Below are 13,780 nucleotides of genomic sequence, written 5' to 3'. Positions count from 1 at the left end.
TCGCTTTGAATCGGATTTCGTTGCACGTCGCTGTTGGAGTTCTTGCTGTTGCGTCAGGAATGGGTTCGATGGGAGTTCGAGGGCAGGAGCCGGGGAACGTCCCGGAGACCAAGGCTCCGCCGCCGACGCAGGTTGCACCGAAGCACCCTGACAGCGATTACTGGCGGCAGCACGATCAGCAACTGCTGACGGATTTTCCGTGGCTGGAACGATTCAAGGAGGCCGATTTGAAACTGGGGACCCCGGCGGCGGGTGAAAAGCGGGTGGTATTCATGGGCGACTCGATTACCGAGGGCTGGCACTTCGATACGCCGGGCGGGGTGTTTGCCGCGAAGCCGTACATCAATCGCGGTATCAGCGGGCAGACCACGCCGCAGATGGTGCTGCGTTTCCATCAGGACGTGATCGCTCTGCAGCCAAAGGTCGTGGTGATTCTGGCCGGGACGAACGATATTGCCGGCAACACGGGCCCGATGACGCTGGAAGAGACGGAAGCGAATATCGCCGCGATGGCGGAGATGGCGACGGCCAATCACATTCGGGTCGTGCTCTGTTCAGTTTTGCCGGCATTCGACTATCCCTGGCAGCCGGGGCTGACGCCTGCGCCGAAGATCGACGAGATCAACGCCTGGATGCAGAAATACGCGGCGGAACACAAGGATGTGTACGTGGATTACCACTCGGCGATGAAAGACGACCGCGATGGATTGCCGGCGAATCTGAGTCATGACGGCGTGCATCCTACGCAGGCGGGGTACGACGTCATGGCGCCGCTCGTGGAGGCGGGAATTGCGAAGGCACTGGGGCGGTAAGGCTTCACCTGGAGTTCGCCAGTTTTCATTCGTCAGTTGTGAGAGATCGGATGAAACGAGGTCCGCCTCCCCGGTCCCTGGCAGGAGATTTTCTATTTTCAGTGGTTTACGAGAGGGGAAAGGCGACAAAGAAGAGGACGCAGCTGAATCGTTTGCTCTGGCTGGTGAATCCCAATACAATAGATAAGGAAGATTGCAGGAAAGGTCTGTCTTTAGCGATGCCCAAGGAAAAGATTCATCCCAACTATGCTGCGGTGCGCGTGATGTGCGCCTGCGGAAACAATTTTGAGACCCGTTCGACCCACAAGGGCGACATTCACGTGGAAATTTGCTCGAACTGCCATCCGTTTTTCACCGGCAAACAGCGCCTGGTGGACACGGCAGGGCGCGTGGAACGGTTCCGCCGCAAGTACGCCAAGGCTGCCGAGACGTCTCCGGCAAAGTAAGGCCGAAGCGACGGCTGAGCGATCGGGCCTCCGCCACGGCGGAGGCCCACGTATGTTTGGGAAATGAGTTGTCAGTCTTCAGTTCACATTTCTCAGTTCCTTTCCCGGACTGTGAATTGATCGCTGAGAACTGACAACTGACCACTGAGAACTGTATCTATGGCTGGCAAGGGATTCACGGTAAAGAAGGACTGGGACAATCCCACGGAGCATGCGATGCCCGCGGGGGTTCGTGTGCCAGCCGAGATGCGGATTGGTTCGGTGGTGGTGGCGCCTGCTACGGTGCTGGCGCCGATGGCAGGGGTCACGGACACCGTTTTCCGGCGGTTTATCCGGCATGCCAGCGTGTTTTCGAGGGATCAGGGTTCAGCCACCCCAATGAGCAAAGACCGCCCGCCGGGGACCCCAGAAACGGTCAGGGATCAGGAAGCGGAGATCGCAGCAATTCAGGAATCTGTCACGAACACGCAGTCGGGGTGCGGGCTGCTGATGACGGAGTTTACTTCGGCTGACGGACTTTCGCGGATGCGGGAGTCGAAGCGGCGGAGGTATCTGACGTTTTACGACGATGAGCATCCGATCGGCGCTCAGTTGTTCGGCTCGAATGCGGAGACGCTGGCGGAAGCTGCGCGAATCGTCGAGGACACGGGGTTTGACACGGTCGATCTGAACCTCGGCTGCCCGGCGAAGCGGGTGGTCGGGTGCAATGGCGGATCGGGCTTGCTGCGGGATCTGCCGAAGATCGGGGAGATCTTTCGCGCGGTGAGGCGCTCGGTGACGATTCCCTTCACCGTAAAGTTCCGCATGGGGTGGAACGATGTGGCGATTGTGTGTGTGGAACTGGCGCGGATGGCGGAGGCTGAGGGGCTGAATGCCGTGGCACTGCACGCTCGAACGCGGGAGCAGGGTTACAGCGGGCAGGCACGATGGGAGTGGATTGCTGCGATCAAGCAGGCGGTGGGGATTCCCGTTGTCGGCAATGGAGATATCCGCACCCCTGAGGATGCGGCGGCCATGGTGGCCCAGACGGGATGCGACGCGGTGATGATCGGCCGCGCGGCGGCGGCGAATCCGTGGATCTTCAGGCAGATTGCGCAATATACGGCCACGGGCCGCTACGATCAGCCAACATTTGCCGACCGCCACCACATGATTCGGGCCTACTTTGAAATGCTGCTGGCCGAGGCGGAGGCGACGAAGGATCTGCCGCGCGACGCGCGCCTGGGCGAGACGGCGGGCAAAATGAAGCAGTTTGCCACATGGTTCACGCATGAGGTGACCGGCGGGGGTCGCCTGCGCAAGGCGATCTATCAGGCGAAATCTGGAATGGAAGTTCTGGAGCAGGTGAACGCCTTTTTCACGGCCGCGCCGGTGGCCGCCGACGTTACCGAAGACACGGGCACGGGAGCCTTCCCGGAGTCCGCGCTTGTTTGCGATTGATGACATCGCGGGCAGAATCATTCTGTTAGAGCGGATGACCGGATTCGATCTAGTCTGAGCACCCTGGTAACATCACGAAGTTACCTCCGCACCTTTGTCTTACAACAACTTAGACCAAAGTGGCATGTTCGCAGAGGTGTCCCAAGGCTATATTTGGGTTACTGACGAGCCAGAGACCAGCGGTTGAGATCGGGGTTGGGCTCCAGACTGATTGTGTGTTGTTCATCGCTGAGACAATTTCCCCAATTTCGCCCATTCAAGCGCCGAGAAAGACCGACCTTGATGAATCGGAAATCGAAATCGAGCAGTTTGCTATGGCGCGCGATAGCCATGTTCGTGGCGCTCGGCTGGATCTGTGCGACCTCGTCGGCGCAACGGTACAGTTTTCGCGAATATATCCAGGGTCTTGGAAACCCCAACATCACCTCAATCCAGCAGGACCGGATCGGTTATCTGTGGGTGGGGACGCAGAACGGGCTTTACCGGTACGACGGCGGCCAGTTCCAACGCTACGGCGCGGCCGAGGGAATTCCCGATCGCATCATCGACAACGTGTATATCAGTCCGGACGGAACCCTATGGGTGGGAACTTCGGCAGGCGTTTACTTTGAACGCAAGGACGGAAGATTCTCTTCGGTCCAGCTTCCCTATGCGCTGAACGAATTCACACATCCGACCGGCACGACCTTTACGTCGAACCATCGGGGCGAAGTTGTAACCGCTTCAAGCAGCCACGGCGTATTGCTAAAACGGCGTGGGACCGACGACTGGGTTGCAACGCCTCTAAACCTGCAGGGCGGGTTTGTCTGGAGCGTGCTCTACGGACCCGATGGTTCGTTGTGGTACGGCTGCGAGAGAGATCTTTGCCGGTTGAATGCCGGGAAAACGACACAAATGCGCGCAACCCTGGGACTGCCGGAAGAGCAGTGGCTGACGATGATGGTGGCGCGCAACGGGCACATCTGGCTGCGCAGCAATCAGCATGTGGTCGAGATGCTGCCCGACGGCAGCCGCGCTTACGTTCGCGATCTGCCGGGAGAGCCAACGTCGGAGGCGTATCCAACACTTGCTGAGGATGGACAGGGACGCATCCTCACGGCGCAGGGATCTGAGCTGGCACTTTGGGAAAAGGACCACTGGCGACTGGTCACAGACCACAACGGCCTGTCGCCGTTTGAAATACAGGAACTGTTTGTTGATCGCGAGGGCTCGATCTGGATGGGAGTGGTGGGCCACGGGCTGCTGCGCTGGGTTGGTGAGGATCGCTGGGAGGCTTACACACAAAACGACGGGTTGCGCGACAACCTGGTGTGGTCGATGTCGCGCGATCACAACGGAAGATTGTGGATTGGCACGGAATCGGGCCTCGACTGGATTCCGGCGGGCGGCAATGCTCCCAAAATCTGGCATTCGCCGGGTGTGCATGTAGCACGCGCGGGATCGCTGGAAGTGACCGCGGATGGAGCGATCTGGATGGGCAGCATGGCAGGAAGCCTGACCAGGATTGACTCGAAGACGCTCGCCGGGAAACAACAGACGGTGCCGGCGGTGTACCGACTCCTCGCGGATGGGCCGCATCGCCTCTGGATTGCGACAGTGAGCGGGATGTTTGAGCTGGATCCGAGCGGAGCCGACCGCACCGCACATCAGGTGATCGATCCGGCGTTCCCGAAGGCGGCGCTTCGCGTTACAGACATGAGCAAGGATCAGTCGGGGAACCTCTGGGTGACTTCAGACCAGGGGCTTTTCAAGCACGACGACAAAGGCTGGCACGCGACCGATCCGGGCACGTCGGGAGCCAGGCCTGACTTGATTGCTGTCGACTGGAACGGAGATATCTGGGCGGCAGGCCCCTCGCAGGACTTGATGCGGCTGCATGTGAACGGAAACAAGGTAGTGGAAGCGGAACACATCGGGCGGCCGCCGCTGATGTCGGAAGAAATTGTCTCGCTGGTGGTGGATCATCGCGGCTGGCTGTGGGTGGGCGAAGACGCAGGCGTGACGGTGTTCGATGGGCATCGCTGGCGGAGCTTTACGCAGGACGATGGGTTGATCTGGAATGACACGGACAGCTTTGCGATGACCGAGGATCGAGACGGAAGCATGTGGATCGGCACATCGGGCGGGCTGAGTCATCTGATCGCGCCGCAGGATGCACTGGCGGGATCGCCGCCGCCACCCGCCATTTCGCAGGTGATGCTGGGCGCTGTGCCGGTGGCTGACGGTGGTTCAGTGAAGTGGAGTTCGAACCAGCTGACGATTTCGATGGCGCTGCTTTCGTTCAAGGATACGCAGGACATTGGTATTCGCTACCGGCTGATTGGCGAGCAGGACTCCGGCTGGGAGGAGACGCGGGAGATGACGCTGCACTATCGCCATCTTGAGCCCGGCTCCTATCGTTTTGAGGTTGCCGCGGTGAATGCGGCCGGCAGCACGGTTTCGCCGGTAGCATCGTTCTCGTTCACGATCCTTCCGCTGTGGTGGCAGGACAAGTACATCAAGTGGGAACTGGGCCTTATGGTCCTTGTACTGGCGGTATGGACGTGGCGCCGACGCGTGAGCCAGCTGATGCGGCAGAAGCGGCAGCTAGAAGAAGCTGTGAAGGGGCGCACGCAGGATCTGGAGCGCGAGAAGACCGAGTTGGTGCGCACGCGGGAGCAGATGCGGCACTTTGCGGAGCACGACGGACTGACTGGTTTATGGAATCACCGCATCATCGTGGAACGGTTGCGTGGCGAAGTGGATCGTTCGCAACGCGATGGATCGCCGCTCAGCATCATCCTGGTAGACCTGGATTATTTCAAGCGCGTCAACGATGCGATGGGCCATGTGGCGGGCGACCTCACGCTGCGCGAAATGGGCGCCATCTTCCAGCGCGCAGTGCGGAGTTACGACTGGGTGGGCCGCTACGGCGGCGAGGAATTCCTGCTGATCCTGCCGGGATCGAACTTTGAGGCAACGCGTGCCAGGGCTGAACATATGCGCGCCACGGTGGAAGCGACACGGCTTGGCGAGGGCGACGAGACATTCTCGGTGACGGCGAGCTTCGGCGTTGCGGCGGGCTATCCGACGAATTACGAAGAGATGATCCAGATTGCCGATGCGGCTCTCTATCGCGCCAAGAACGCCGGGCGCAACTGCGTGATGGCTACAGAGATTAAATCGACAGTGGTTTCCATTTCCGCCGCGGGATAAGGCCGATCACGCCAGGGGCAGATGAATGATGGCCCGTGCCCCCGGTCCATCCTCACGATTCACCAGCCGGATTTCGCCGCCATGAGCGCGGGCAATCTGCTGCGCGAGCGCGAGCCCGACACCGCTGCCCTGGGGCTTGGTGGTATAGAAGGGGACAAAGAGATTCTCGGTGTTGGCGATACCAAGACCGCTGTCTTCGATGCCGACTACGAGATCCGACTCTGCAATGCGCCATCCGATGCGGACAGGCTTGGCCCCGTTGGCCAGCGATGCGTCGACGGCGTTGGTGAGCAGATTGATGAACATCTGTTCGAGTTGGTCGGGATCGGCGTTGAGCATGACAGGCGGACCGGGATCGAGGCGGACGGACGCGCGCTGCTCGAGGAGCGCAACCCGCTCGAGCAGCGGGCCTGTCTGCACCGGCTTGAAATGCGGCGGAGGTAATTGTGCGAGCAACCGATAGGACTGCACGAAGCGATGCAGGGCGTCGGCGCGGCTTTCAACGACACTGAGACCGCGGCGGAAATCGCGGATTGTGGCATCGTCGCCGCCGATGCTCTCGGCACGCGCCAGAAGGCTTCCGGCGATGGACTTGATGGGTGCGAGGGAGTTGGACAGCTCGTGACCGAGAACGCGAATCAGGCGTTTCCATGCAATCTGTTCTTCTTCCTGCAGGGGTTGGCTGACATCGGCAAGCAGCAGGAGGGTATGCGGTGCGCCGTCCTGGCGGAAGAGCGCCTTGCGAAGAAGCCAGCGTGAGGGCTTGGTACCGAAGGAGTGAACGCTCTGGTCGGCGGAGGCGAGAAGATTATCGAGCGCCAGTTCCCGCGCGCTGTGGCCGAAGCAACGCGCCAGTGGGCGGCCAAGAAGCTGCGCTCCTGCGTTGTTCACCAGTTGGAGAAGGTCTTCACGATCGAAGGCGAACAGCGGTGCGTGCATGACTTCGAGGATGCGCGCCAGCAGTGCGGTGGCTTCAAGCGAGCGTACGCGCTGCTTTTGCAGAAGGTCGGCGAGTGCGTTGATTTCCCCAGCCAGCTCGCCGAGAGCGTCTCGGGAACCTGCGCCACGGGCGCGAAACGAGTAGTCTCCTTCACGCAGGGAAGAGACGACGTTGGAGAGCGTCTGCAGTGGACGCATCAGACCTTCGATAAGCGTGGCCGCAATAAGCAGGAGATAGATAAAGAGACAAAGCAGCAGCAGCAGAGCGGGGGCGAAGGTTACATGCTGCTGCCAAAGAAGGATTCCGGCAAAGAGGAACGTAGGCAAAGCCAGCAAGAAACAGAATAGCCATGCTCGGCGCAGGGCCGAGGGCTTGCGTTTCCGCACGTGCCTTTCATAAGCCATATTTTTCGATGCGGCGGTAGAGCGCGGCCCGGCTTAGACCGAGAGCCTCAGAGGCTTGCGATATGTTGCCGTCGCAGCGGCGGAGGACCTTGCGAATAAGCAAAGCCTCAACCTCATCGATACTCATGTTCTCAAAATTGGTTGCCGAGGATTTTGCCGAAGCGATGGCGAGGTTGGCGGGCTCAATCTCTTCACCGCGGCACAGCAGCACGGCACGCTCCACGGTGTGTTCGAGTTCGCGCACGTTGCCGGGCCATGGGTATTGCATCATCTGCTGCATGGCAGCGGGTGAGAAACCTGTAACCTGCTTGCGGTAGCGCGAGCGATTGCGGTTGAGGAAGTGTACGGCCAGCAGGGGAATGTCTTCGCGTCGTTCGCGCAGGGCGGGAATATGGATCTCCACTGTGTTGATGCGGAAGAGCAGATCTTCGCGAAAATTTCCTGCCTTGGCTTCTTCGGGCAGGTTGGCGTTGGTTGCGGACAATACGCGCACGTCAACGCGCCGCGTTTGCGAGGAGCCGACGCGCTCAAGCTCGCCGGTTTCAAGAACGCGCAGGAGCTTGGCCTGCTGGCGAAGCGGGACGTTGGCGATTTCGTCGAGAAACAGGGTGCCGCCGTTGGCCAGTTCGAAGCGTCCGACACGGTCGGAGCGCGCATCGGTAAATGCGCCTTTGACGTGGCCGAAGATCTCGCTTTCGAAGGTACCCTCAGGCAGGCCCCCCGCATTGACGGCAACGAGGGGCATGCGCGATCGCGGCGAAGCGGCGTGCAGGAGCTTGGAGACGATCTCTTTTCCGGTGCCGTGTTCTCCGGTGATGAGGACGTTGGCGTCAGATGGACCCACCTGGCCGATGAGTTCGAGCACGGGCTGCATGGAGGGCGCGGCGGCCACAAAGTCGGGCATCCCTTCGGCACGCAGCAGCCGGTTTTCGAGTTCGAGCTGGCGCGCACGGCGAAGGGCCTGGTGCAGTTCGGCGTGAACGCGGACCAGCGAGATGAGGCGCTCGTTCTCCCATGGTTTCTGGATAAAATCGCGAGCGCCGCGCTTGATGCTTTCGACGGCGAGGTCGATGTTGCCCCATGCCGTCATGACAATGACGGGCATGCGCGGATCGATCTCCTGCAAACGAGCGAGCAGATCGAGGCCCTCCTGGCCTGAGGTTGTGTCACGCGTGTAGTTGAGGTCGATGAGCAGGACATCGTAGTCGGCCTGGCCAAGCGCCTCAAGAAGAAGCTGCGGCGAACGGACACAGTCCACATGCATGCCCTGCGGCTCAAGCAGCAGTTCCACAGCCTCGAGGATGTGGGGTTGATCGTCGGCAACTAAAACCCGGATTCGTTCGCTCTTGCGAGGGTCTGGCATTTTAGGGTTTATCCGCCTCTACTACGCCGGTTTTTGCGGCGTCGATCGAGATTCCGTATTCCTCCAGCACGGAACCGGTGGAATACTTCAACTGAATGCGAGCCTTTTCGTATGCTGTTTGAGCCGTTACGAGCGCCGATTCCGCCACCGACAGATCATGCTCTGCAGACAGCGTCTGCTGGTTGGATCCGGCCCCAAGTTTTTGCTCTTTCTGCATGATATCGAGTGTGCGCTGAGCGAGGTCGCGCGCCTCTTTGGCGGCATCCACTCGGCTCGCTCCCTGCTCCACCGCGTAGCGTGCGTTTCGCACTTCAATAACAATGTTCTTCTTCAACTCTTCAGCGTACACCTGCGATTGGCGGTACTCGAGCTCGGTGCGGTACTGGTCGGCCTTGGCCTGGCGATTGCGCAGAGGCATCTGGAGTTGGAGACCAACCTGGTACTCGGGTGAAGAGTTATTCAGCGCATTTTCGAGTGTGCCGCCGTATCCGCCAGGAGCAGTGTTCGATGCAGCGAATGCCGGATTCGGGACTCCTCCGAATGCTGTCCCGGAGTAAAAGCCATAGAGACTGAGTTGCGGCAGCAGGTTGTTGCGAGCTGACTTACGGGTCAGCTCGCGGTTGCTCAGGTCGAGGGCGTTTTCCTGGATTTCAGTGCGATTCTTGAGCGCGTCAGCGATACTCTGCTGCACCGGCTCGGTCTCCGGCTGTATCTGAGCGGCGAGATGATCCGTCGGCACTACTGGCAACTCCTGAAGAACTGGATCGTCGAAAGAACGGGTGATGGCGTTCTTCATGTAGAGTTCCTGAAGTTCAAGGTTTGTGCGCGCGACCGTCAGGTCCTGCTGGCGTGTGGCTACTTCGCTCTCAGCTTTCAGGACGTCCATCTCAGGAATGGCCTGGAGCGCGAGTTGCTTGCGGCTGGTGTCGAGAGTCTCCGTGGCAAAAGCAACCGAGCGCTCGCCAACCTGTTCGGTGTCGTAGGCGTTTACAAGGTCCCAGTAGATATTGCAGATCTGGGTGACGGTCGCAATGATCTGTGCCTTGAATGCGATGTCCCCGATTTTCTGGTTGGTTTTGGCAATTCGTAGATAGCGCAAGTTCGGGCCGGTTCCGAATCCGGCGAGCAACTGTTGCTGGAAGATGATCTGCAGGTTGGAAAAAAGCTGCGGATTCAAGGAATTGTTTGGGCTGTTCGATGTCTGCCGGTTGTTATTGAAATCAGCTTCAAAGTAGGTCCCGGTTGGGAAAGCCTCTTGATAACTAATGTTTGCAAGGTTTTCGTTCAGGTGATAAGTGGAGACGCCCAAGACCGTCTGGTTCGTCAACTGCTGCGAGGTGTGGTCGTTGTAGATCTTGGCAACGATGAAGGGATCGAAGCTGGAAACGTTGCTCCCGACGCCAAAGGTAGATTGCACAAGACCGCCGCTCCCGGCGCCGGCGCCGCCGCTCCCGGTGCTTGTGCCGCCGGCCCCGCTACCGCTGCCGGTACCGCTTGCCGCGCCGCCGGGTGTTCCGGAGACTACGCCGGTATTTACGCCTCTCGTGAATCCGCCTGCCTGGGTACGCAGAATATCCATCTGCGCGATGGGCAAGTTATATCGCGCTATGACCAGGTCGAGGTTGTTCTCGAGAGCGAGATCGATTGCGTTTTGCAGCGAGAGGTAGAGCTTGCCGTCGCGGACAAGCGAATTGAGGCGCAGGGAGTTCGCCATGCTGGGTGGCGGCACAATTTTTCCGCGATACGCATCGAAGGGATTGTGCGAGTGCTGCAGCATTTCGTTGAACGGAACCTGACGGGACGTCTGCAGCGTCGTGGTGGCCTGAGGCGCACTTTGCGCCGGACCGTTTATGGAGTCCGATTGAGCCGCGAACGCCATGTTCGCCTGGAGGAGGATGATTGCCACGCCTGCAATAAAACGCTTGCCGATGGAGATTCCTGAATTCCTTTTCAATGCCTTCACCTGTGGGTTCTTCACTGTGCGCTGACCTCCGGTGCGGCGGTCTGCAGATTTTCGTCACGAGTCATCCAGCCATCGCGCAGCTCGATGATGCGCTTGCCGTAGCGGGCGTTTTCTTCAGAGTGCGTGACCTGCACGATAGTGGTGCCGGCACGATTGAGTTCGCAGAAGAGGTCCATGATTTCGCGTGCCTGCGTGGAGTGCAGGTTCCCGGTGGGCTCGTCGGCCAGCAGGAGCGACGGCGCATGCACGACAGCGCGCGCGATGCCGACAAGCTGTTGCTGTCCACCCGAGAGCTGGTTGGGAAAGAGGTCTTTCTTGGCGACAATCTGGAAACGGTCGAGAATGTCGGCGACCATGCCCCCGCGGTCTTTCGACGGCAGGTTTTTGTATGACAACGGAAGGTCGATGTTCTCGGCGACGGTGAGGTCGTCGAGCAGGTGGTAGCTCTGGAAGACCATGCCGATGCGTTGGCGAGCAAGATCGGCGCGCTGCTTGCGATTGAGCGAGTGCACCGGCGTTGAGGCGAACCAGTATTCGCCCAGCCAACTGTCATCGAGCAGAGCGAGCACGTTCAGGAGCGACGACTTCCCTGCTCCGGACGGGCCCATGATGGTAAGGAATTCGCCCTCGCGGATGGTGAGATTGATGCGGCGCAGCACCCAGGTTTCGGCGTGGCCCGTTTTATAACTGCGTTCGATGTTTTTCAAGTCGATCATGGCGGTTGTTTTACTCCGATCTCAAGGCAAAAATTGGGTCGACGGCTGCGGCGCGACGCGCGGGCAGCCATGCGGCAAAAAATGAAGACGCGGTGAGCACTACGATCACAGCGGCGAACGTCACGGCGTCGTGCGCGTGAACACCGTAGATATAGCTGCTTGCGAATCGAGCGGCGAACCACGCGAAGATGCCGCCGAGTGAAAGACCGATGGCGACCAGTACCGCGGCGCAACGGAGGACAAGGCTGAGGATGTTGGCCTGCTGAGCGCCGAGCGCCATGCGGATGCCGATTTCGCGGGTGCGCTGCGCAACGGCGAAGGATAGAAGACCGTAGAGGCCGACGGAGGCGATCATGAGGGCAAGCGCGGCAAAGGTCTCCAGGAGGTAAGCAATGAGCTTCTGACTGCCGAATGAGTCTTCGACGGCTTGATGGATGGTTTTGACGTCGGTGGTGGTTGCGTCGGGCGCTACTTCGTGGAGCACTTTGTCGAATTGTGCGCGGAGAGCATCGGCCGGAACCGCGGCGCGAATGGCGACCTGAATGAATGCAGTTGCGATGCCGTAGAGCGGAGTTCCGGGCTCAACCTGCGCGAGGCAAAAGTAGATCTCCGGCCGAGTTGCATCGGTCACAGTGAGTTGCTTGACGTTTGCGATTTCACCCACGATGCGGATGTTGCTGAATTTGCCCTTACCCATGGAGAGAATATGGCCGATGGGATCCTGAGCGGGGAGATATTTATCGGCGAAAGCCTTATTGATGACGGCAACGGGAGGCGCCGTGGGGGTGTCGTCTTCGGTGAAGAAGCGGCCGCGCACCATCGGAATCCCCAGCGCTTCGACGAGTCCGGGGGATGCGATGCGCCCGTCGCCTTTCGGCTGCTGATCGTAGGGGACATCCTTGTGGTCGAGCGAGGTGATGAGCGTGACCTGCATCTCAAAGCGAAGCGGCAACACGGAGCTGAGAGCAGCCACGCGAACGCCGGGGATGGCGCGGAGGTGTTCGAGGAGCGGCAGGTAAGAGGTATTCACAACATTGCCGGCGGCCGGAGCGGACTCGTCGAAATCACCTTCACTCGCATTGAGAATGATGCCTCCAGTGAGGACGTTCTGCTGGGTGAAGCCGAGCGGCACCTCGCGCAGCGCATGGATGGTGCGAAGGAACAATCCTGCGCCAACAAGAAAGACGAGCGCGAGCGCTAGCTGGCCAACGACGAGTGCTTCACGCGTCCGATTGGCGCCGGAGGATGAAGTTGTAGTAACGCCGCCGAGGCTTCCGCGCACATCGTGGCGCATGGCTCTGAAGGCAGGAAACAATCCCGCAATCAGCGCGGTCAGCAGCGTGAGGCCCGCGAGGCAGAGCATCACACGCCAATCGACGTGAATGGTCTGGGTAAGCGGCAACTTCTGCTCAATCTGGCACCACAGGAGTTTGATGGCGGATTGACCGAAGAGCATGCCGACGACTGCGCCGATGGCGCTGAGAAGCAGGCTCTCGACGACAGTCTGCTGCAGCAAACGGCGGCGGGCGGCGCCAAGGGCGGCACGCACCGCTCGCTCGCGTGTACGCGAGACGGCGCGGGCAAGCATGAGGCTGGTGACATTGAGGCACGCAAGGGCCCAGATACCGATTACAACGGCGTACAAAAGCCAGAGTGGTTTACGCACGTCCTCGGTCAGAGAGTTTTGATAACCCGTAACCTTGATGCTGGTCGGCAACTGGTCGTTAGAGACTTCTTTTGCAATGACGGATTGCGCGCGGCTGAGATCTGCAGCCAGTTGCGTAGCCGACATTCCCTCGGGAAGGCGGGCGTAGAGCGAACCGCCGATGTTGTCTTTACCGGACATCGCCGAGCGCGCGGCGGGAGGAATCGCGGCAGGCGACCAGACTGCCATTTTGTCGGCGTACCAGAAGAAGAATCCCTTGGGAAGGACGCCAATGATGGTGTACGGTGCGCGACGTACGGTGAGACTCTTGCCGATAATATTCGGATCGGCGTTGAAGACCTTGTGCCAAACGTCATCTCCAATGAGAAGCACGCGATTTCGTCCAGGATCGTTCTCATCTTCGCGAAAACCTCGACCGAGAACTGGTTGCACACCAAGCATGTCGAAGAGTCCCGCGGTGACGGCGGCGTGGGTAACCTGGTAACGTCCGCCGGGCCCTACGATGCTTGCGAAGGACGATCCTTCGTTGAGGACCGCGCCGATCTTCAGGCGCGCACCGACAGCATCGCGAAGCTGCAGCATGTTTGCGTAAGCCAGGTTGTAATACGGCATGGGGCCGCCGAGTTCAATGGAGACAATGCGATCGGGATGCGCATACGGAAGCGGGCGCAAGAGAATTCCATTGAGCAATGTGAAGACAGCGATGTTGGCGCCGAGGCCGAGTGCGAGGACTGCCACGACGGTAAGTGCGAAGCCGGGAGCGCGCCGCCACTGACGGATCGTATACCGCACATCCTGCATCGTCGTTTGCAACATGAAATCCTTTCTGCGCGTC

The 13,780-nt window shown here is 59.8% G+C and carries 9 protein-coding genes; 4 read left to right on the top strand and 5 right to left on the bottom strand.

Annotated features, from left to right (window positions below):
• Window positions 1–5: 5 nt before the first annotated feature.
• The 4 genes from WCA10_RS01165 to WCA10_RS01150 all read left to right on the top strand — a co-directional run bounded on the left by WCA10_RS01165 (window position 6) and on the right by WCA10_RS01150 (window position 5,893).
• The gene (locus WCA10_RS01165) at window positions 6–812 is read left to right on the top strand and encodes an SGNH/GDSL hydrolase family protein (protein WP_472820644.1); all 807 of its coding nucleotides are present in this window, start codon (window positions 6–8) and stop codon (window positions 810–812) included.
• A gap of 218 nt (window positions 813–1,030) precedes the next feature.
• The gene (gene rpmE / locus WCA10_RS01160; protein WP_472798755.1) at window positions 1,031–1,258 is read left to right on the top strand and encodes a 50S ribosomal protein L31; all 228 of its coding nucleotides are present in this window, start codon (window positions 1,031–1,033) and stop codon (window positions 1,256–1,258) included.
• 159 nt (window positions 1,259–1,417) lie between these two features.
• Complete coding sequence (gene dusB, locus WCA10_RS01155; RefSeq protein WP_472820643.1) at window positions 1,418–2,698, top strand: tRNA dihydrouridine synthase DusB; 1,281 nt, start codon at window positions 1,418–1,420, stop codon at window positions 2,696–2,698.
• A 282-nt stretch (window positions 2,699–2,980) separates the two neighbouring features.
• Window positions 2,981–5,893 carry a ligand-binding sensor domain-containing diguanylate cyclase gene (locus WCA10_RS01150; RefSeq protein ID WP_472820642.1) on the top strand — a complete coding sequence of 971 codons (2,913 nt, stop codon included), beginning with the start codon at window positions 2,981–2,983 and terminating at the stop codon, window positions 5,891–5,893.
• Window positions 5,894–5,899: 6 nt separating this feature from the next.
• Here WCA10_RS01150 and WCA10_RS01145 read toward each other — a convergent pair whose 3' ends face one another.
• Genes WCA10_RS01145 through WCA10_RS01125 form a run of 5 tightly spaced genes read right to left on the bottom strand, consistent with a single transcriptional unit; the run spans window position 5,900 to window position 13,761 of the window.
• Window positions 5,900–7,219 (bottom strand): sensor histidine kinase, encoded by a 1,320-nt coding sequence (locus WCA10_RS01145; protein ID WP_472820641.1) that lies wholly within the window; start codon window positions 7,217–7,219, stop codon window positions 5,900–5,902.
• A 7-nt stretch (window positions 7,220–7,226) separates the two neighbouring features.
• The gene (locus tag WCA10_RS01140) at window positions 7,227–8,600 is read right to left on the bottom strand and encodes a sigma-54-dependent transcriptional regulator (RefSeq protein WP_472820640.1); all 1,374 of its coding nucleotides are present in this window, start codon (window positions 8,598–8,600) and stop codon (window positions 7,227–7,229) included.
• 1 nt (window position 8,601) lies between these two features.
• Window positions 8,602–10,578 (bottom strand): TolC family protein, encoded by a 1,977-nt coding sequence (locus tag WCA10_RS01135; protein ID WP_472820639.1) that lies wholly within the window; start codon window positions 10,576–10,578, stop codon window positions 8,602–8,604.
• Entirely contained in the window at window positions 10,575–11,279 is a 705-nt protein-coding gene (locus WCA10_RS01130) for an ABC transporter ATP-binding protein (protein ID WP_472820638.1), read from the bottom strand. Before WCA10_RS01130 ends, WCA10_RS01135 begins: the two co-directional genes overlap by 4 nt.
• 10 nt (window positions 11,280–11,289) lie before the next feature.
• The gene (locus WCA10_RS01125; RefSeq protein ID WP_472820637.1) at window positions 11,290–13,761 is read right to left on the bottom strand and encodes an ABC transporter permease; all 2,472 of its coding nucleotides are present in this window, start codon (window positions 13,759–13,761) and stop codon (window positions 11,290–11,292) included.
• Window positions 13,762–13,780: the final 19 nt, after the last annotated feature.

Origin of the sequence: Occallatibacter sp., from assembly GCF_049582745.1 — a bacterium.
Taxonomy (GTDB): Bacteria; Acidobacteriota; Terriglobia; order Terriglobales; family Acidobacteriaceae; genus Telmatobacter.
Note: the sequence above shows the minus strand (reverse complement) of the source record. Positions and strands in the feature narration are given on the sequence as shown.

What these genes read in the sequence shown, in the direction of transcription:
- rpmE (WP_472798755.1), top strand. Translation starts at nt 1,031, where the DNA reads ATGCCCAAGGAAAAGATTCATCCCAACTATGCTGCGGTGCGCGTGATG.
- dusB (WP_472820643.1), top strand. Translation starts at nt 1,418, where the DNA reads ATGGCTGGCAAGGGATTCACGGTAAAGAAGGACTGGGACAATCCCACG.
- WCA10_RS01150 (WP_472820642.1), top strand. Translation starts at nt 2,981, where the DNA reads ATGAATCGGAAATCGAAATCGAGCAGTTTGCTATGGCGCGCGATAGCC.
- WCA10_RS01140 (WP_472820640.1), bottom strand. Translation starts at nt 8,600, where the DNA reads ATGCCAGACCCTCGCAAGAGCGAACGAATCCGGGTTTTAGTTGCCGAC.
- WCA10_RS01130 (WP_472820638.1), bottom strand. Translation starts at nt 11,279, where the DNA reads ATGATCGACTTGAAAAACATCGAACGCAGTTATAAAACGGGCCACGCC.
- WCA10_RS01125 (WP_472820637.1), bottom strand. Translation starts at nt 13,761, where the DNA reads ATGTTGCAAACGACGATGCAGGATGTGCGGTATACGATCCGTCAGTGG.